The sequence below is a fragment of the Pollutimonas rozaliensis genome (assembly GCF_048751585.1).
GTDB lineage: Bacteria > Pseudomonadota > Gammaproteobacteria > Burkholderiales > Burkholderiaceae_B.
In genome coordinates this window covers 268,140-286,376 of record NZ_JAZHOB010000005.1, presented here as the reverse complement: position 1 = coordinate 286,376, position 18,237 = coordinate 268,140, and the positions used below count along the sequence as shown (strand labels likewise).

At 58.0% G+C, this 18,237-nt stretch carries 16 protein-coding genes; 7 read left to right on the top strand and 9 right to left on the bottom strand.

Annotation, left to right across the window (positions count from 1 at the left end; translation table 11 throughout):
- Window positions 1-41: 41 nt before the first annotated feature.
- Window positions 42-1,073, top strand: a complete 1,032-nt coding sequence (locus V0R37_RS11515; RefSeq protein ID WP_420374646.1) for a LysR substrate-binding domain-containing protein — start codon at window positions 42-44, stop codon at window positions 1,071-1,073.
- A gap of 10 nt (window positions 1,074-1,083) precedes the next feature.
- Window positions 1,084-1,680: a 2-hydroxychromene-2-carboxylate isomerase gene (locus tag V0R37_RS11510; RefSeq protein ID WP_420374645.1), complete on the top strand. Its 597-nt coding sequence runs from the start codon at window positions 1,084-1,086 to the stop codon at window positions 1,678-1,680.
- 15 nt (window positions 1,681-1,695) lie between these two features.
- On the opposite strand, the gene V0R37_RS11505 is transcribed toward V0R37_RS11510, so the two are convergent.
- From V0R37_RS11505 to V0R37_RS11485, 5 genes are all read right to left on the bottom strand, one after another.
- On the bottom strand, window positions 1,696-2,175 hold the full coding sequence (locus V0R37_RS11505) for a carboxymuconolactone decarboxylase family protein (protein ID WP_420374644.1): 480 nt from the start codon (window positions 2,173-2,175) through the stop codon (window positions 1,696-1,698).
- 173 nt (window positions 2,176-2,348) lie between these two features.
- Entirely contained in the window at window positions 2,349-3,245 is an 897-nt protein-coding gene (locus tag V0R37_RS11500; RefSeq protein ID WP_420374643.1) for an RNA polymerase sigma-70 factor, read from the bottom strand.
- A gap of 35 nt (window positions 3,246-3,280) precedes the next feature.
- Window positions 3,281-4,480 (bottom strand): MFS transporter, encoded by a 1,200-nt coding sequence (locus tag V0R37_RS11495; RefSeq protein WP_420374642.1) that lies wholly within the window; start codon window positions 4,478-4,480, stop codon window positions 3,281-3,283.
- Window positions 4,481-4,558: 78 nt separating this feature from the next.
- Window positions 4,559-5,419 (bottom strand): alpha/beta fold hydrolase, encoded by an 861-nt coding sequence (locus tag V0R37_RS11490; protein WP_420374641.1) that lies wholly within the window; start codon window positions 5,417-5,419, stop codon window positions 4,559-4,561.
- 18 nt (window positions 5,420-5,437) lie between these two features.
- Window positions 5,438-6,784, bottom strand: coding sequence for an NAD(P)/FAD-dependent oxidoreductase (locus tag V0R37_RS11485; RefSeq protein ID WP_420374640.1), 1,347 nt, complete (start codon window positions 6,782-6,784; stop codon window positions 5,438-5,440).
- A 197-nt stretch (window positions 6,785-6,981) separates the two neighbouring features.
- Between V0R37_RS11485 and V0R37_RS11480 the strand changes: the two genes are divergently transcribed.
- Genes V0R37_RS11480 through V0R37_RS11465 form a run of 4 tightly spaced genes read left to right on the top strand, consistent with a single transcriptional unit; the run spans window position 6,982 to window position 12,567 of the window.
- The gene (locus tag V0R37_RS11480; protein WP_420374639.1) at window positions 6,982-7,461 is read left to right on the top strand and encodes a TRAP transporter small permease; all 480 of its coding nucleotides are present in this window, start codon (window positions 6,982-6,984) and stop codon (window positions 7,459-7,461) included.
- 13 nt (window positions 7,462-7,474) lie between these two features.
- Window positions 7,475-8,764, top strand: a complete 1,290-nt coding sequence (locus V0R37_RS11475) for a TRAP transporter large permease (protein WP_420374638.1) — start codon at window positions 7,475-7,477, stop codon at window positions 8,762-8,764.
- Window positions 8,765-8,811: 47 nt separating this feature from the next.
- Entirely contained in the window at window positions 8,812-10,857 is a 2,046-nt protein-coding gene (locus tag V0R37_RS11470) for a hydantoinase/oxoprolinase family protein (protein WP_420374637.1), read from the top strand.
- A 9-nt stretch (window positions 10,858-10,866) separates the two neighbouring features.
- Window positions 10,867-12,567: a hydantoinase B/oxoprolinase family protein gene (locus tag V0R37_RS11465; protein WP_420374636.1), complete on the top strand. Its 1,701-nt coding sequence runs from the start codon at window positions 10,867-10,869 to the stop codon at window positions 12,565-12,567.
- On the opposite strand, the gene V0R37_RS11460 is transcribed toward V0R37_RS11465, so the two are convergent.
- The 4 genes from V0R37_RS11460 to V0R37_RS11445 form a co-directional block, all read right to left on the bottom strand.
- Window positions 12,564-13,412: an IclR family transcriptional regulator gene (locus tag V0R37_RS11460; protein ID WP_420374635.1), complete on the bottom strand. Its 849-nt coding sequence runs from the start codon at window positions 13,410-13,412 to the stop codon at window positions 12,564-12,566. The genes V0R37_RS11465 and V0R37_RS11460 overlap by 4 nt on opposite strands.
- Window positions 13,413-14,657 carry an amidase gene (locus V0R37_RS11455; protein ID WP_420374634.1) on the bottom strand — a complete coding sequence of 415 codons (1,245 nt, stop codon included), beginning with the start codon at window positions 14,655-14,657 and terminating at the stop codon, window positions 13,413-13,415.
- Window positions 14,658-14,670: 13 nt separating this feature from the next.
- On the bottom strand, window positions 14,671-15,687 hold the full coding sequence (locus tag V0R37_RS11450; protein ID WP_420374633.1) for a TRAP transporter substrate-binding protein: 1,017 nt from the start codon (window positions 15,685-15,687) through the stop codon (window positions 14,671-14,673).
- A 355-nt stretch (window positions 15,688-16,042) separates the two neighbouring features.
- Window positions 16,043-17,026: a Bug family tripartite tricarboxylate transporter substrate binding protein gene (locus V0R37_RS11445; RefSeq protein WP_420374632.1), complete on the bottom strand. Its 984-nt coding sequence runs from the start codon at window positions 17,024-17,026 to the stop codon at window positions 16,043-16,045.
- A 387-nt stretch (window positions 17,027-17,413) separates the two neighbouring features.
- On the opposite strand from V0R37_RS11445, the gene V0R37_RS11440 reads away from it, so the two are divergent.
- Window positions 17,414-18,199: an IclR family transcriptional regulator gene (locus V0R37_RS11440; RefSeq protein WP_420374631.1), complete on the top strand. Its 786-nt coding sequence runs from the start codon at window positions 17,414-17,416 to the stop codon at window positions 18,197-18,199.
- Window positions 18,200-18,237: the final 38 nt, after the last annotated feature.

Here is an 18,237-nt window from a genome sequence, read left to right as displayed (position 1 = left end):
TAAGCTTCCGACTATAGGAGGGCCGGCGCCCTTCGTAAAATATGAAATGCGTCTACCGCTATAGCCTATCGATATGGGGCCATGTAGAGGCGAGGAGAATCTGTTTGGAACTGCAGCAACTAAGATATTTTGTATGCATTGTCGATGTCGGAAGCGTGTCACGCGCATCGCAGACCCTGCATGTGGCGCAACCGGCGCTAAGCCAGCAAATCAACCGCCTTGAAGAGGAACTGGGCGTCAAGCTGCTCGTACGCAGCGTACGGGGCGTGACACCCACCGAGGTGGGTGCCGCCATCTACCGGCAGGCGCAATCGGTGCTCAGGCAGATCGAAGCAACCCACTTGATTGCCGCTCAGACCGATACCGGGCCGGCGGGTCCGGTGACGGTGGGCTTGCCCTGGACCATGTCAACATTGCTTGGCGTACCCCTTATGCGCGAAGTACGAAGCAATCTGAAGTCGATCCGGCTGGAAGTCATCGAGGGGCCGAGCTCCATGCTTGCCCAGCTTTTGGCGCAGGGCAAGCTGGATGTGGCCATTGCGTTCGACAATACAACGGAAGGGGGGCTTTCCATGATGCCTCTTGTTTCCGAGTCCTTGCATTTGGTCGGGCCGCATGGCGCGCTTGAAGGTCTGACAGAGTGCACAATGGCGTACGTGGCCAAACTGCCTCTCCTGATGCTCAGCCGCCCCAACGGCATAAGAGAAGAGATAGAGCGCACTTGCGCGGCGGAGGGTTTCAAGCCCGATGTCGTAGCCGAAATCAATGCGCCAGGGCTGTTGATCGCCGGGGTCCGGGCGGGACTGGGCTATACGATCCTTCCCTCCTGTGCCATGGACGAGCACGTCGGGGCGGCCGCGCTGGATGTGGCCGTAATCGAAGGGGGGCGCCTGAGCCGTACGGTTTATTTGTCGAGATCGCGCCTTTTTTCCATGACGCCCGCGGCCGAGCATATTTATGGCCTGCTCGAGGAACTGATGCATAACGAGATCGCGGCTGGGCGCTGGCGCGCCAAATGGCTGTCCAATCCCGGGCAAGGTAGTAAAGTTAGATCTTCCCGACGACGACAATAAGGCGTGGCACATGAAGACGATTCAATATTACTTTTCACCGAAATCGCCCTGGACTTACCTGGGCCATGAAAGGCTGATCGGCCTTGCCCGGCAGCATGGCGCTCTCATAGAACCCAAGCCCGCCGATCTGGCCAGGATATTTCCGCTGTCCGGCGGCCTGCCGCTGAACAAGCGTCCGCCTCAGCGTCAAGCCTATCGACTTACCGAGCTGAAGCGGTGGTCGCATTACCTGGACCTGCCGCTTAATGTGCAGCCCAGGTTTTTTCCGGTCGATGAGACAGACGCGGCCAAGATGATTGCGTCGGTGATCAAGGCCGGCGATAGCGATGGCGCCCTGAAGCTGTCCGGCGCGGTGCTGCGCGCGGTCTGGGCCGAAGAGCGCGACATTGCCGATACCGCGACCTTGATCCAGATCGCCAATGATTGCGGCCTGGATGGCGCCGCCCTGCATGCCGGCCGTGAGGCCGGTGCGGGCCTGTACGAGCAATACACGAATGAAGCGATAGAGCTGCAGGTATTCGGTGCCCCGTGGTATGTCTATCGCGGAGAATCGTTCTGGGGCCAGGATAGGCTGGAGTTTCTAGAGCGGGCGCTGGCGGCGGATTGAATTGTCAATAGGGACTCAATCCAGGTTCGCCTTGTCCAGGCCGAACGCCTTGTCGGCCGAGCCCGGTACCGTCCTGAAAGCGACGTTCACCCGATTCCATGCATTGATGGACATCACCTCGAACGTCAGGTCGGACAGTTCCTTTTCGGACAGCTGCGCGCGTACCCGTTCGTAAGTGTCATCGGACACGCCTTGTGCCGGCAGATGGGTCAAGGCTTCGGTCCAGGCTAGCGCCGCGCGTTCTCTGGGAGCGAATAAGGTCGATTCGCGCCATACGTCCAGATGATGAATGCGCAGCGGCCGCTCGCCATGAATGTAGGCTTCCTTTACATGCATGTCCAGGCAGAACGCGCAGCCATTGATCTGCGAGGCGCGTATGGCGACCAGGTGGCGGATGGTTGTCTCGATGGCTCCGGTTCCGAGCTGGTTGCTGAACTCAAGGAACTTCTTGAACAGTTCCGGCGATTGCTGCATGTAATTGATGCGCTGTGTCATGGTTCTCTCCAGGTGACGATGAAGGAGCATCCCGCGAACTCGGGGGTCCCATGCGGCAATGCGCCGCTGGAAAACATCGTAGACTTGAGCGGCGATCAGCGGTAGACATTCAGGCGGACTCATGGTGTTGACCTGAAGGCACCAAAAAATCCGCAACGCCTTACGTGTGGCGCTTATCTGGCTTGGCGATCGCCCATTTGGCCTGAGGCGATGATATGCGCCAGCTTGTCCGGATTGCGCTGCACCTGGATCTGGACAACGCGTTCGCCATCCGATTCAATCGCCATCGCTGACTCCAGCTTGCCGTCGATGAAGCGCAGGAAAGCCCATTGACCATTAAGGACGGCAAGCCGCATGCGCGCTTTTTCGCCGAAGCGCAGGAACGATGCGTAGAAAAGCTGTGCGATGCGGCGGCCGCCCACCAAGGGGTGGGGAAAACTGGTGACCTTGCCGCCGCCGTCGCCCATCAGGACGGCATCTTCGGCCAGCAATGCGTTGATCGCGGCAAAGTCGCCTCCATGGATGGCTTGCGCGAAGGACTCCAGCAGACGTAGATGGGTTTCGCGCGGCACGGCGCGGCGCGCGCGCCCTTCTTTCAGTTGGGCTTTCGCCCGGCTTACCAATTGGCGGCAGGCTGCCTGCGTCTTGCCTATCGTCTTTGCAATGTTTGGGTAGTCTTCGTCAAAGACTTCGTGCAGCAGGAATGCCGCTCGCGCTTCGGGCGTAAGCCGTTCGAGCAGCGCCAGGAACGCAAGCGATACCTCTTGAGATTGTTCCTGAATCTGTTCGGGTGTGGCCGGAAATCCCGTCAGCTGGGGTTCGGGCAGCCATATGCCGGTATAGGCTTCGCGTTGCGTCTTGGCGGCGCGCAAGCGATCGATGGAAATTCGCGTCGTTACGGCAACCAGCCATGCCTCTGCGTTGCTGATCTCCGCGCGGGCGGCCGTGTGCCAGCGCAGCCAGGCATCTTGCACGATGTCTTCGGCCTCGGACACTGAGCCGAGCATCCGGTACGCGATCTGCTGCAATCTGGGCCTAAGCGAATTAAAAGACTGTGCGTCGTCATCCATGCTTGAACGTCCATGCGTATGGAACGGGATGGCCCTTAGGCCGCGCTTCCGGGCGCGGGTGCTTTTTTGTCCAGCCGAATCGACAACAGCAGCAACGCCAGTCCGCCCAAGGCAAGAAGAGACCCCACCCATCCCGTCGAGGCCCATCCGAAGCCGTGCGCGATCGCCATGCCGCCCAATAAAGGGCCCAGGGCGTTTGCGAAATTAAAAGCGGAGTGATTCAGCGCCGCGGCCAGGCCTTGCGCATTGCGTGCGATGTCCATCAAACGGGTTTGAAGCACGGTACCCAGCGCGCCGCCTATGCCGATGAGAAATACGGTAATAGAAATACCCCATAAGCTTGGGGCTGTAAAGCTGAAAAGAGCGGTGGTGGCGGCGCTCCAAAGCAGCACGCCGCCTATCGTGGGCATGAGCGCATGGTCGGCCAGCTTGGGCACCACGATATTGCCTACCGTCATGCCCAGGCCAAAGATGCCCAGCACGAAAGGCACGGTTTCCGGGGAGACCATGGTGACCTGCATCAAAGTGTCGGCAAGGTAGGTATAGACGGCAAACAGGCCGCCAAAGCCGATGGCTCCCACGGCCAGGGTCAGCCAGACTTGCCCATGCTTGAGCGCACCCAGCTCGCGCAGCGGACTGGAGCCCGGCGCAGCAGGGGACTTCGGACTTAATAGGGCAAGCAGTATCACCGTCAATAGTCCGGTAAAAGCAACCAGGGCGAATCCCCATCGCCACCCTACGGAATGCCCCAGCCAGTTTGCCAGCGGCACGCCGATAATGGTGGCGACCGTAAGGCCCAGGAACATGCGGCCGACAGCCTGGTTGCGCTTGTTCAGCGGTACGAGCGATACCGCGACCAAAGCACCGACGCCGAAGTACGCCCCATGGGGCAAGCCGCTAAGGAAACGCAGGGCGAGCATCCATTCGTAGCTGGGGGCGAAAGCGCATAGGCCATTGAATAATGCGAACATGGCCATCAGCCTGATGAGCATGGTTCGGCGTGGGACGCGGGCGCCCAGTACTGTGATGATCGGCGCACCGACAACGACCCCCAACGCATACGCGCTGATGACATGTCCGGCGGTAGGGGCGTCGACGCCAAGGTCTTTGGCGAAATAGGGCAGCAGACTCATGGTGGCGAATTCTGTCGTCCCAATGGCGAATGCCCCCACGGCCAAGGCGAACAGCACCCAGCCGGGGGAGGTAGGCTTGTTTATTTTCCGGGACTCGGCCATGGTGAAGTCGGTGCGCACCGTTCAGGGTAAACCCTTATTATACGGGTGCGCGTTACCGGTGCTTCCATGGCCGATCGATTACCTCTTGCGGGCAATGAAATCCATGACGTCCGCCGCTACCCGCTCGGGCTCAAGAAATGCGATGCCATGCCCGTAGTCGGAATAGATCTTGAGCTCGCAATCGGGAATAAGGTTGCGTATGCGCTCTTGCTGCTCGACTGGGCAAATGCCGCTGCGATCGCTGCTTAAAAGCTGCACAGGGACTTTCATTCCCGGCAACTGGTCTGTCAGATCGGCCAAGGACTGCCACTTCCAGTGACCAATATAGGAATGCGTGGCGATTTTCTTTCGCTCTTCCTTCTGCCAGGCTTGGAAACGTTCGTTTCCTCGCTTGGGGTCCGTGACCCAGGTAGTCCCAATTCGCTCGTAATAATCGGCCATTCCGTATTTTTCTATTGCCGTCGCTGGATCCTTTTCTCCGGCCGCCCAGGCTTTCTCGAAGTCGGCGGGTATCTTGACCAGCGGCGCCTGTATGCAGGTCAAGGTGTGTACCCGCTCCGGGAACATGAGGGCGAAGTTGGCCCCGGTGATGCCACCGCTGGAGTCGCCTACCCAGTGGATTTTCTTGATGCCGAGATGATCCATGACGCACAGAGCGTCTCGAGCATAACGCTGCACCACGGTTACCCCATCATCCACAGGGGCGCCGGACAATGTCGAGCCGGGCGGAGGCGCCGTCGATGCTCCGCGTCCGCGTTGATCCCAGCGCAATACCCTGAATTTGCGGCCAAGGTATGGCACCATTGGAGCGTAGAATTTTTTATTCAATGTCGACCCGTGAAGCAGGCCTATGGTTTCGGCCTCGTCGTCCCATGGGTTCGTGAAGTCATCAAATTCGTAATCAATCTGTATGCCGTCATCGGTCGTTACGGTAGCCATCTTTTTTCCTCCTAGTGATTAAAGTGCTTCCAGTTTGTCCTTGAGCTTGTAATACGCCGTCCCAGCTTTTAGCAACGGCAAGCGCAGTCCTTTGAAGGGGATCGGTTTGAAGGCCCCTTCAGACATGGCGCCCAGTGAGCTTGTGTCTCCGGTAATTCTTCTAGCCAGGTATTTGCCCAGCAAATGTGTTAGTGCGACGCCTCGTCCGCCGTAGCCAATGGCGTAGAACACGCGTTTGCCGATGGCGCCAATATGTGGAAAGTTATCACGAGTGATTCCGACGACCCCCGTCCATCTGTAGTCGATTTCGATGTCGGCGAGATTCGGAAAAACATGAATCATTTCATCCCGCAATCGTTGATGGTTCTTTGGGTGATCCTGGTATGCGGGTTCGCCTCGACCGCCGAACAGCAACCTTCCGCCATCGACAAGCCGGTAGTAATTAAGCAGGTTTTTGGTATCTGTGACCAGATGGTTCTGCGGCAGTATGGTTGCGCGCAATTCGGATGGCAAAGGCGCGGTTGCCACGACAGCCACGGTAATCGGCAAGATGCGGCGTTCGATGTCCGAAGCAATGGGAAGCCCGTCCGTGTATGCATTGGTGCAAATCAGCGCATGCTTGGCGCGCACTTCTCCTTGCTCTGTGGTAACCACAACGCCTTCCGATTCGGCCACGATGTTATCGGCTGCCGTCCCTTCAAAAAAAATCACGCCTCGTTTCGCCAGCGCTGCTTTCAGGCCTTTACAGTAATTGAGTGGATGCAGGCCCGCCGACCGAGGATCAAAATAGGCGCCAGCATAGAGTTTGCTGCCGATCAGCTCGGCTGTTTGCTGCTTGCCGACAAGCTTTATCCGGGTATCTCCGATTTGGCTTTTCAACCAGCCGGCGTCAGCCTCAAGCCGCTGCATCGCACGGGCATGGTAGGCCGCCGTCAGATGCCCATAACGGGAGAATTCGCAATCTATACCGAACGAATCGACGTTCTGTTCCAGGCTGTCTACAGCTTCGTGGATGTAGCCGTATAGCTGCTTTGTGGCCGCGTTGCCGAATTGCGCGGCCATTTCGCTCCAGGATGACTTGTAGCGAAGTACCGCCATTCCTCCGTTACGGCCGCTTGCCCCCCAGCCGACGCGTCGCGCTTCCAGCACTATGCAAGACAGGCCAAGCCGCAGCGCCTCGGCGGCGGCGTTCAGCCCGGTAAACCCCGCGCCAATGATGACGACGTCGGCTATTTGCGTGCCGCTGAGGGCGGCATGGGCTTCACCCTCCAAGTTCGGCAGCGGCGTGTCTGCCCATACAGAGGCTCCATGCGTCGGTAAATCCGCATCATGGCGGTGGGCTGCAATGTTGTTTGGCGCTTTCATTAAAGAGCGCCTTTTTTGTTCTTGGGTAACGACACAGGATTGTCTCCATAAGTATTTATGTATCGATATTCAATTTGCTTGCATCGATAGTCGATAGTATGTCATACTCCATCAACAGCTGCAATACCGTTGCGACAGCAGCCTAGAAAGATCAAAAAACAACAGGAGACAAGCTTATGAATCGAATTCGGCGCATAGTGCATGCCGTCAGCTTCGGCATGGCGATATTGAGCGCAGGGGCAATTGCCGCGATGCCGCTGCTCATCGGCTATTCCACGGTCATGCGGTATTTCGTAGGCAGCGCGCTTTCCGTCACGGAAGAGCTATCAAGTTTTCTGCTGGTGTCGTGCGTTTTCCTGGGCCTGCCCTATGCGGCGCTTAAAGGAAGGCACATTGCAATTTCAGCGCTGGTCCCGCTGCTAAGTCCCGGCTTGCGCATCCTGATGACGGTGCTTGTCCACTTGACGACCCTCTTGTTTCTTGGGCTTCTTGCCAAGCTAACCTTTGATTTTCTGGTATTGGGTTATCAGCTTAATTCGCACAGTGAAACCGCATATATTTACGAGCCTCCCTGGCGAGCCGTGATGGTCGTGAGCACCGCATGGCTGGCTGTTGTCGTTGTGTATCAGCTGTGCGAGGAAATTTTCTTTCCCGCCCACGCTGACAACCAAGTTTGAACGGGGCGGCATCATGTCGACACTAGCAACCACATACCTGCTGATAATCATGGCCGGCGGCCTCTGGATGGGAGTCGGCCTGGGCATAGCCGGCCTCATCATTCTGTATTTCTTTGGCGGCGGAACGAATTCCTTCCAGATTGCCACTGTCGCAATCTGGAACATGCTGTACAGTTTCCCTTTGGTGGCCTTGCCGCTATTTATCTTGCTGGGCGAGCTGCTGGTCCAGTTCGGATTAAGCATTCGCGTGTATCGTGCGCTGACTCCTTTGTTTGAGCGCCTGCCTGGAAAGCTGCTGTTGTCCAATGTCGTGTTGTGCTCCCTGTTCGGCGCAACCAGCGGCTCGAGCATGGCCACCGCCGCGACGGTCGGTTCCGCAGCCTATCCCGAGCTGCGGGCGAAGGGCTATAACCGCTCCGCCCTGCTGGGCAGCCTGGCCGGCTCGGGAACATTGGGTATTCTCATTCCGCCCAGCATTCCCATCATCATCTACGCATCCCTGACCAATGTATCGGTCGGAGCCAGCTTCGTCGCCGCAGTCATTCCCGCCGCCATTGCAGTCTCTTTGTTTCTGGCCTTTGTCATGCTGCAGGCCAAGTTCCGGCCCGAATACACCCCCTCCGCCGGTGAAGTATTGCCATTGCGGGAAACTTTGCCGGCCCTGGTCAATCTGTTGCCCGTAGTGGCGCTGATCGGTTGTGTGATGGGGACGATTTATTTTGGGCTGGCCACGGTAACGGAGTCGGCCGCCCTTGGCGTCCTGGCGTCTGTGGCCATCGGTTTGATGTACAAGGCCTGCTCGTTCAAGCGACTTGGCCGCGCCTTGATGGGAACCAGTGTCACCTGCGCATCGATAGGCTTCGTGATGATGGGCGCGATGATCTTTTCCATGGCTCTCGCGGTGGTAGGTCTTCCCCGGGAAATAGTCGCATATGTCCAGGATCTCCAGATGTCGCCCTGGATGCTCTTGATTGCCATTTATATCTTCTACTTCATTTTCGGCATGTTCATCGGCGCAACCGAAATGCTGGTCACCACACTTCCGTTCACCTTCCCTTTGATACTCGCTTTGGGGCATGACCCCGTTTGGTTTGCTGTCGTGATCGTGATCCTGTGCGAAGTCGGCCAGATCACGCCGCCTGCGGGCTTTGTGCTGTTCATACTAAAGGGAATAGCAGGCAAGGACACTACGATGGGCGAGCTGGCGCGTGGTTCGATACCTTACATCATCCTGCTTTTGACGGTGCTGGCCTTGATCACGGTTTATCCGCAGCTTGCAACCTATTTGCCCAGCGCCATGTAGCCCATAGCTAAGGCATCAGGTCATATGTCGATTAGAGGAAAATCAGAATGATAGAAATTGGAGTGGACATCGGTGGAACGTTTACCGATATCGTGTGCAGGGATGACGGCAAACCGCTGCATGTGGCCAAGGTTCCCACATCGCGGCCCGACCCCAGCCAGGCGGTACTGACGGCGATCGAGCCGCTGTGTCAAGAGTGGGGGATTGCTCCGGAAGGCATACAGCGTTTCATTCATGGCACCACCGTCGCCACCAACGCGGTTATCGAGCGTCGCGGCCCGCGTACAGGGTTGGTCGCCACCAAGGGATTCAAAGATATCCTGGAACTGGGCCGGCAAATGAGAACCTCCGTCTATTCGGTCAGGCTGGAGCCGGAGGTTCCTTCCTTTCTTGCGCCGGGAGAACTCCGTGTCGAGGTTCCCGAAAGAATCTCCGCGCGCGGAGAGGTTATTACAGAGCTGGATGAGGCGGCATTGCTGGAAGCGGTGGCTTCCCTCGTCGATAAGGGCGTAGAAAGCATAGCCGTATGCTTTCTGTTTTCCTTCCTGAATCCTGTACATGAGCGCCGGGCGGCGGAACTGATCCGTCAGGCCTATCCAGCCGTGTATGTCTCGATATCGTCTGAAGTGGATCCAACATTTCGCGAGTACGAGCGTACGGTCGTTACGACGCTGGATGCCTACATCAAGCCTGTGGTGAATACCTATCTGTCAGACCTGGAGTCCGGATTGGCGCAGCGCGGCGTTAGCGCCCCGTTGCAGATCATGCAGTCGCGGGGCGGCATCTCACTGGCTGGCATCGCCCGTGAACGGCCGGTCCGGCTGTTTCTCTCAGGGCCGGCTGCGGGAGTCATCGGCGCCCAGCGCATGGGCACGATTGAAAAGATCGAAAGCATCATTAGTGTCGATATAGGTGGCACAAGCTCGGACATTGCATTGATCCGGGCCGGAGAGCCCTTGATTCGCTCACAGGGACTGGTGGCGGGATATCAGGTGCGGGTGCCCATGGTCGACGTAAACGCCATCGGCGCCGGCGGGGGAAGCATGGCCTGGATAGACGGGGCTGGGGGATTGCGGGTGGGACCGCGATCGGCGGGCTCCGTCCCCGGCCCGGCGTGCTATGGCCAAGGAGGAACCGAGCCCACTGTGGCGGATGCTTCCATTGTGCTGGGTTATATAGATCCGGATTACTTTGCGGGCGGCCGATTCCCATTGAAGCCCGAGCTGGCGCATTCGGTAATTGCGGAAAAGATAGCCGGGCCATTGGGAATATCCGTTCGCGAAGCGGCTCTGGGCATACATCGTGTCGTGGCTGCGCAAATGGTGGAAGGAATCCGGCTGGTTTCCATACGGCAGGGTTTCGACTCCCGCGAATTTACCTTGATGCCCCTGGGTGGCAGCGGCGGCATTCACATATGTGCATTGGCGGCTGATCTTGGTACGTCCCGGATTCTGCTGCCTCAGCATCCCGGCGTTCTTTCGGCATTGGGCATGTTGATGGCGCCGATCGAGCACGAGGTATCCATGGCCTTTCCGACGCCGCTGGCTTGTGCCGACCTTGCCGATATCCAGAAGGCCATTAGCGAACTCGATGAACAGTGCGCAACGCTGATGTCGCACGAGACCACGGACGCCGAGCGCGTGACGATTCAGTACTTCGCCGACGTGTGCTACATAGGCCAGGCGCATCACATAGAGGTGCCGTTCGAGCTCCGCGTGGATACCCTGCTGCAGTTGCGCGAAGGGTTCACGCAGGCGTATCGGCGGGTTTTCGGCCATAGTCCCGGAACAGCCGAGAAAATCGTGAATCTACGCGCGATTCATCGGCTGGAGCCCGAAACCGGCGATATGGCGCCCATGTCCTTGAAAGGCGGTTCCGACCCGGCGAAGGGGGTGCGTGAGATCTCGGTCATTGGCCATGAGGAACCCATGGCGGCCAAGGTTTTGGCCAGGCATGAGCTTGCGGTCGGAGCGAGATTCGACGGACCTGCCATCCTGGAGCAACCCGATTCGACGACGATAGTCTATCCCGGTTGGAGCGCAAGTGTGCAAGAAAGCGGAAATATCATCCTTACTAAACCTGAAGTGCAATAGGGCGGTCTCATGACACAGCAACTTGATCCCATAACTATAGAGGTCGTGCGTAATAAGCTTGAGGGCATCGCCAATGAGATGCAGATGACGCTGTTTCACTCGTCGTTCTCTCCTATTGTTAGGGAAGGCCTGGACGCATCCGCGAGCCTGTTCACCATTGATGGCGAAACCCTGGCTCAGGCTGTGGCCATTCCCATACACCTGGCAACGCTGATCCCGGTTGTGAAAAGGATTATTCAGGAATTCCCGTTGGACACCATGCGCGATGGCGACGTCTACATGATGAACGATCCCTATCTCGGCGGAACGCACCTGCCCGATATCGGTATTGTCATGCCCATATTCTGCCAGGGTGAACTCATTGCCTTCAGCGGCTCCATGACGCATCATCAGGATATCGGGGGGATGACCGCGGGATCGGTGCCCACGAACGCCACCGAGATATTCCAGGAGGGGCTAAGGCTTCCCCCGCTGCAGTTGCGTAGCGGGTCGGAGATGAACGAGAGCATTGTGAAGATCATGCGCCTGAACAGCCGGATACCGGATGTCTTCATTGGCGATATCCACGCACAAATCTCGGCATGCACTATTGGCCTTAATCGCTTGAAGGACTTATCGGAAAAATTCAGTGCCTCGCTGCTTCGAATGATATTCAGCGATTTGCTCGACCGATCCGAACGCATGACGCGCGATGCGCTTCTGGCTATCCCCGAAGGCACGTATCGCTACGTCGATTACAACGATAACGATGGCATAGAACTGGACAAGCGGATCCGGATAGAAGTGGCTGTCACGATCAAGGATGGCCAGTTTCATTGTGACTTCACGGGTTCCAATCCCCAGGTCCGCGGGCCGTTCAATGTGGTGCCTTCGGGATCCATGGCGGCAGCCTACTTTGCAAGCCGCGTTATAACGGGAAGCGACATCCCGACCAATGGGGGGTGTTTCAGGCCTGTGTCCTTGCATTTGCCGGCTGGCAGTATCGTCAATCCATCCGAGCCTGCTCCGGTGAACGCCAGGACGGCTACGATCAAGCGCATAACCGGAGTTATCCTGGGGGCGCTTCGTCAGGTCGCCCCCGAGACCATCGGAGCCGATGCCGCTGGAGAAATGCTGCTGCTTTCGTTCGGCGGCCACACGCGGGACGGCAAGGCATTTGTCGTGGGCGAGCTGATCGCCGGCGGCAGTGGCGCGGGCCATGATGGCGATGGAGTCGACGTCATCGAAACCGACGCCACAAACTGCATGAACCTGCCGGTCGAGGCGCTCGAGTCGGATGCCCCGATTCGGGTGCATCAATCCGCGCTGCAGATCGATTCGGGCGGCGCGGGCCAGCAGCGCGGCGGGTTGGGCATCGTACGCGAATACGAGATACTGGAAGGCGAAGTAAGTTTCACTCACCGAGGGGAGCGGCACTACTGTGCGGCTTCAGGGGCAAACGGCGGTTCGTCGGGTGCGATGGCGCAGACCATCATCACGCGAGCAACGGGCGCCAAAGAGATAGTCCCTTCCAAGCTGGTGACTACCTTGTTCAAGGGCGATCGTATACTGATCAAGACGGCGGGCGGCGGGGGCTATGGCGACGCCGGGCTGCGCCAGCGGCAGTCGCTTGAGGCGGACATCCGCAACGGAAAAGTCAGTGAGGAAGCCGGGGCTACGCTGTATGCACCGAATAGTTCGGGGAATCTCGCCGGCAGCGTTGACAGCTAGCCTGCGGATGGCGGCGCCTTGCCGGCGCCGATGGCAAAGGGTTCCAGTTCGGCCGGGCTAGGATCGCGAACCGATATCAGCCGGGCCGTTTCCATAACCAAAGGAGCCAATTGCCGCCTCAGGTCGGACAGGCTCCAGCGCGTTTCAGGGGCGGAGATCGACACGACGCCTATCGGCACGCCGCTGGTGTCCAGCACCGCGGCGCTGACATTCATGTCGCCGGCATAGTATTCGCCATTGGCATAGGCATAGCCCGAGTCGGCGGCTTCGTCGCACAGCTCCAGGAGCTTATCGATATCAGTCACTGTAGTGTGCGTATAAGGCACACGTTCTGATGCCGTCAATATTTCCTTGCGTTGCTGAGCCGGCAGGCGGGACAGGTATGCCCTTCCCGCGGAAGTGCAGTACATAGGAAGCCGGCGGCCCAAGGGCATATGAACCGGCGTCCTTCTGCTGGTTGGAAATCGTCCGACATACACCATGTCGCTGCGGTCGGGCTCTGAATAATTGACGGTTTCACCGCAGGTAAGGTTCAGATCCAGCAGAAAGGGATTTGCGCGTTCAACGTTCTGGTTGACCAGCAAATAGCGATACCCCAATGCAAGCGTTGAGACGCGCAGGGAATATCGCTTGTTGATCGGGTGCTTCTGTAAATAGCCCAGTGCCTCAAGGGTGTAGGTGAAGCGTTGCGCGGCGCTACGGCTGATGCCTGTAGCCTTGGCTATGTCCGACAGGTTCATGGTCCGCATGTCGGGACTGAAAGCCAAAAGAATCGCCAGGCCCTTTTCAAGCGACTGGTTGAATAAGCCATTCCCGCTGTGATCATTATTTTTTTTTGTCGACACTTAAATCCATCCGTAGGGAAAATCGGCATGTGTTTTATCATACCCCGGTGTGCGCGCTGGATCGCCAGTTACATGCATTTTCATTTTAGCAAACAACCGTTGGCTGCCCGCTTGCTGCAAACAGCATGCCAAGTCCAGCAAAGCCAGGTCGGTACCGGGCGGGCCCAGGATCGACAGCCCGAACGGGGCGTTATCGATGCTTGCCACCGGCAATGTAATTTGCGGCATTCCCCCGATGCTTGCGATGCAGTTCAACTCTATCAGGCTCTGGCGATGCTCGATTAAATTCGCTTCGGCTGAAGTTCGCCAAGGGGCGATATCATGGGTCGTAGGCAATGCAACGACCGTGTCTTGCCCAACATGGCCAAGCAGGCGGACTGCCAGGCTTTCAATACTCTTGCAGGCCGCTTGCGCCTCGTCCTTCGTGATAGAGCGGGCATACTCAATACGCTTTCTCAGGCTTTCTCCCAGAAAAGAATCCATCCCGTCCAGCATTGGTATCAAACCGCCTTTGATTTCCGCCGCCTGGTAGACGCGGAATGCGGACGCGGCATGCTGCAGGCCTTCTGGAATTGGAACTAACGGAAGCTGTTCCGTTCTGGAAATATGCTTTGCCAGCAAAGCCACCCATGGCTGGAGTGCTCGCCTGTGCCGGGTCGATATCTTTCTGAAAGCGTCTTCGGCGATAAGAAGCCGGGAGTACGTCGATTTACTTCCGGGAGGCAGTAGCGCATGCCCTATTGCGCGAAGCAAATGCGCATCCCGGGCCATGAACCCGACCGTGTCCAGGCTTGGGGCAAGAGGCATGACGCCTTCCATTGAAATGGCTCCGTGCGAGGGCCGCATTCCAAATAGCCCGGTAAAGGCAGCCGGAATGCGGACCGAGCCTCCTGTGTCGGTGCCTAGTGCGAAGTCGGCTAGTCCTTGCGCTACCACCGAGGCGGAGCCGCAAGACGAGCCGCCGGCCAGGCGATGGGGAGCGGCGGGATTGATCGGCGCTCCGTAGTGGGGGTTGTCTCCCGCGGCGCTCCAGGCGAACTCGTCTGTAATGGTTTTGCCGCGGAAAACGGCTTCTTCTTTGATCAGCCGAGATACTACCGTTGCGCTTTTACCGCTGACTTTCCGACGGCGAGCCCACTCGGGATTGCCGCAACCGGTCGGCCAACCTTCAACGTCAATGTTGTCTTTCACCGCAAAGGCAAGCCCGGAGAGGGGCTTGCCTTGCATGCTCGAATGGGTTGGCACTGCTGCGTCCCGTTTAGCCGTTGCGCAGCTTCATCAGTGCGTCTTCCATACGCTTTTGCACTTTTTCCGCCTCTCCACCGACTTGCGCGGCGCGCGCCCGCCAGGCGTCGATGGCTGCACGGCTCAGTTTCTCGCGGTCGGCATCGGAGAAGTCGGGGAGGCGTTCCACCTTATGCTCTTTGGCCCATTCCAGGTGGCGTTGTTCTTCCATGCAGTCCGTGCCTGCGTCAGCGGCCCATTTTTTCCTATGCTCGTCCGATGCCTTCCGTACAATTTCCTGCAGGTCGGCGGGCAAGGCATTAAATGCACGCTCGCTAATTCCTATGCCCTGCACGACCGGCACCGGCTGCAGCAAGGAGAAGTATTTGGCATCTTCCGCGAGCGACAAGGTTCGAAGGGCTTCGGGATAATGCACGATGGCATCGATCATGCCTGTCTTGAAGGCAAGGTATATATCGTTTTGCGGCACGACTGTGCCCACGACATCAAGGGCGCGTAGAGAATTGACTTGTTGCGCTTCCCAAACGCGCACGCGCTTCCCTTTCAGGGAATCCATGGTATTGAATTTTTCTTTGCCGATGATTGCAATATGGCAGGTGGATGTCGGCCACATGCTGGCAATATTGATGTCCCACTCCGAGTAGAGATCGGCATAGGCCGCATAGGCGGCAGGAAGGATGTCGAGAAACTCTGCGCGCGTATTGAAAACCATCTGAGGCAGGACCAATGGCAGAGCGGGTTGGGTGCGGCCATAGTAGCCAGCATATATGTAGCTGCTTTCAACCAGTCCGTTTTTCAGGGCGCCAAGCATGTCGCTTTCTTTGAAGCCAAGTGATCCGCCGGGATAGACCTTGATCTTTAGCCTGCCTTTGGAAGCTTCGTTGATCATGTTGGCCCAATCCGTTTCCAGCTTGAAGACATCGCGATCAGCGGTATGTGCCGTGTAGTAGCGCCACTCAATAGGCTTTTCCTGGGCGGGCGCGGCACTGCTTAAACCCATCGCGGCCATCGCAAGCAATAGGCTTGGCATAAAATTTTGTTTCGTAAAGCGTTTCATTGTCTGCTCCTTGTATTTATCGGTGTGTCCGACTTTTCCGCCTGAAAGACGTCTAATTTGAATGGTATGGTATATCGATTATCGGGTCAATACTATCGATATTCGATATAACCTTGAGTGAATAGGCAAAGATCGGCTTCCGGGAAGCCGCGCGGGCATGCGACCCGTCTCGCAGCCCAAGGCGGCGAGACGGGTCGGGTTGCGTGGTGAGCTTGCGGGGTGGGGGGGCGAGCGGCGTATTCGCCGGGCCGAGTGTCGGCCTTGCCTGGATGCGCTTTTCGTCAGAATCGGTTGGGGGCATGTGCGGGACACGCCCCCAACGCCGTGCTTATTGAGCGCTTATGCCGCGCGCCTTAATGAGGCGGCCGAGCGCCTCGTGTTCTTTGTTCAGGTATGCGGTGAAGTCTTCCTGCGAGCTCATTACCGGCTCCGCATTCAGTTGTTCGAGCCTGGCGAGCACCTCCGGAGCCTTTAGCGCCTTGGCAAATTCGCTATGTATACGCGCTACGACTTCCGGTGGAGTGCCGCTGGGCACGAATAGGCCCGTCCATTGTTGAGGCTTGAAGTCGGGAACTCCGGCCTCGGCGAAAGTGGGTACATCGGGCAATTGCGCCAGCCGCGTTTCACTGGTAACCGCCAGCGCCCTTAACTTGCCGGATGCCGCCTGCGGCGCCGCAAGCGTGCTGGAAATCAGCAGTGCCTGGATATGGCCGCCCAGAAGATCCGTAATCGCAGGGCCGCCACCCTTGTAAGGTACGTGCGGCACGTCCATTCCTACAATCTCCTTCAGCACCTCGAAAGACAAGTGGTTGCTGGTGCCCACGCCGGGGCTGCCGTAGCTTACGTTTTCCCCTGGCGTTTTGGCATAGGCAATGAATTCCTTTACTGTCGTTGCCGGCACCTTATTATTCACCAGCATGACGAGCGGAATACGAGCAAGCATGCTGACCGGCTTCAGATCCTTGAAGCTGTCGTACGGCAGATTTGGCATCAGATGCGGGTTGGCCGGCACGCTGTCGGCGCTTATCAGGATGGTATAGCCATCGGCGGGCGACTTGGCCAGCACTCCCTCGGCCACGGTGCCGCCTGCGCCGGGCCGGTTCTCGACCACCACCGACTGTCCGAATCCCTTCTGCAGCTCCGGTTGCAGGGCGCGTGCGATCAGGTCGGTGAGTCCGCCAGGGGCGAAACTGACCAGAACGCGGATGGGCTTGGAGGGATAGTCCTGCGCCGCGGCGGGCGAAGCGACCAGGGCGCAAAGCGTCGCGGTCGCGACGGCGCCCGCACGTCGCAGGAATCTGCGTTTGAACATAATGTCTCCTGTGGGGTGATGCCCTATCAACAAAATAAGGCATATTGTCCGTATGACGGACAGTTGTTTCTATTTTCGCGGGGTTAAGTCCACAGTGGCAACAGGGTTTTCCCGTAAATTGACTAAACTGAGGTTAAAAACCGACGGGTTGGCGGCAATACTGACGAGGTGCTCTCGGCGCATCGCTTGCTTTTGGTCAATACTTGATGTGTTTCCACCGGAAAACCTGCCGCCGGAGGCTGTGTATGTGTTCAGATTCTTCTATGATCCAGAGGCGTGATGGCTCGCAAGCTGCCCGGATAGAACCATAAAAGGGCGCGGCCCACTGCGCGATTACTGCGGAAGACCTGCCACTCCCGCGCCACTTGCAACCTACTCTGAAAGCTTATGGAACAGAAGAAAGCAAAAATCGATCAACAGGAAAAGAGCGGGGAGGGCGTGCGGGCCGTTGACCGGGCGCTGGATGTGCTTGCCGCCTTTGAGCCGGGCGACAGCGAACTGCTGGTGGCTGACCTGGTGAAGCGCGTCGGCTTGAGCCGGCCCACCCTGTACCGATTGCTGCACACCCTGGAAAACAAAGGTTTTGTCGCCTCATCGGGTGAGCCTCAGCGTTTCCGGCTTGGGCCCGCCGTGGCGCGCCTTGCCCATGTCTGGAGCAGCACTCTGGACCTTAGCGAAATTGCCCGCCCAGTAATGGCCGAGGCATGGACTTTGACGGCGGAGACCGTTGCGCTGTTTGTGCCGCGCGGGGACATGCGTCTGTGCGTTGCGGAAATGCAGAGTCCTCAGCCTATCAGCTTCCGGCGCGGAGTCGGTTACAGCGAGAAGCTGGTTCGGGGAGCCAGCGGCCGGGCCATTCTTGCCTTTACACCCTTGAAGCCGGGCCAGTTGGAGGCATACGCGGCGGGAACGAATACCGACCTGGGCTGGCTGAAGGACCAGCTAAGGGTAACGCGCGAACGCGGCTATGCCATGGGCCACAACGAATTGATACAAGGGGCGTATGCCGTTGCGGCGCCATTCTTTGACCGTAGCGGAGCAGTGGCCGGTTCGCTGGGCGTCTTTGGGCCCGACGTAAGGCTCACGGAGGCCAGAATGCACGAATTCGGCTTGGCGCTTTGCGGCATGGCGGATCAGCTTACGAAAAATCTGGGAGGCCAGCCTCCCTCTTGACCCGATTTATGTCTGTCCGTACAATGAACTCATTTATC

Excerpts from the sequence above, each read along its gene's own strand:
- V0R37_RS11515 (WP_420374646.1), top strand. The coding sequence starts at position 42 with ATGAAATGCGTCTACCGCTATAGCCTATCGATATGGGGCCATGTAGAG.
- V0R37_RS11510 (WP_420374645.1), top strand. The coding sequence starts at position 1,084 with ATGAAGACGATTCAATATTACTTTTCACCGAAATCGCCCTGGACTTAC.
- V0R37_RS11505 (WP_420374644.1), bottom strand. The coding sequence starts at position 2,175 with ATGACACAGCGCATCAATTACATGCAGCAATCGCCGGAACTGTTCAAG.
- V0R37_RS11500 (WP_420374643.1), bottom strand. The coding sequence starts at position 3,245 with ATGGATGACGACGCACAGTCTTTTAATTCGCTTAGGCCCAGATTGCAG.
- V0R37_RS11495 (WP_420374642.1), bottom strand. The coding sequence starts at position 4,480 with ATGGCCGAGTCCCGGAAAATAAACAAGCCTACCTCCCCCGGCTGGGTG.
- V0R37_RS11490 (WP_420374641.1), bottom strand. The coding sequence starts at position 5,419 with ATGGCTACCGTAACGACCGATGACGGCATACAGATTGATTACGAATTT.
- V0R37_RS11485 (WP_420374640.1), bottom strand. The coding sequence starts at position 6,784 with ATGAAAGCGCCAAACAACATTGCAGCCCACCGCCATGATGCGGATTTA.
- V0R37_RS11475 (WP_420374638.1), top strand. The coding sequence starts at position 7,475 with ATGTCGACACTAGCAACCACATACCTGCTGATAATCATGGCCGGCGGC.
- V0R37_RS11470 (WP_420374637.1), top strand. The coding sequence starts at position 8,812 with ATGATAGAAATTGGAGTGGACATCGGTGGAACGTTTACCGATATCGTG.
- V0R37_RS11465 (WP_420374636.1), top strand. The coding sequence starts at position 10,867 with ATGACACAGCAACTTGATCCCATAACTATAGAGGTCGTGCGTAATAAG.
- V0R37_RS11450 (WP_420374633.1), bottom strand. The coding sequence starts at position 15,687 with ATGCCAAGCCTATTGCTTGCGATGGCCGCGATGGGTTTAAGCAGTGCC.
- V0R37_RS11445 (WP_420374632.1), bottom strand. The coding sequence starts at position 17,026 with ATGTTCAAACGCAGATTCCTGCGACGTGCGGGCGCCGTCGCGACCGCG.
- V0R37_RS11440 (WP_420374631.1), top strand. The coding sequence starts at position 17,414 with ATGGAACAGAAGAAAGCAAAAATCGATCAACAGGAAAAGAGCGGGGAG.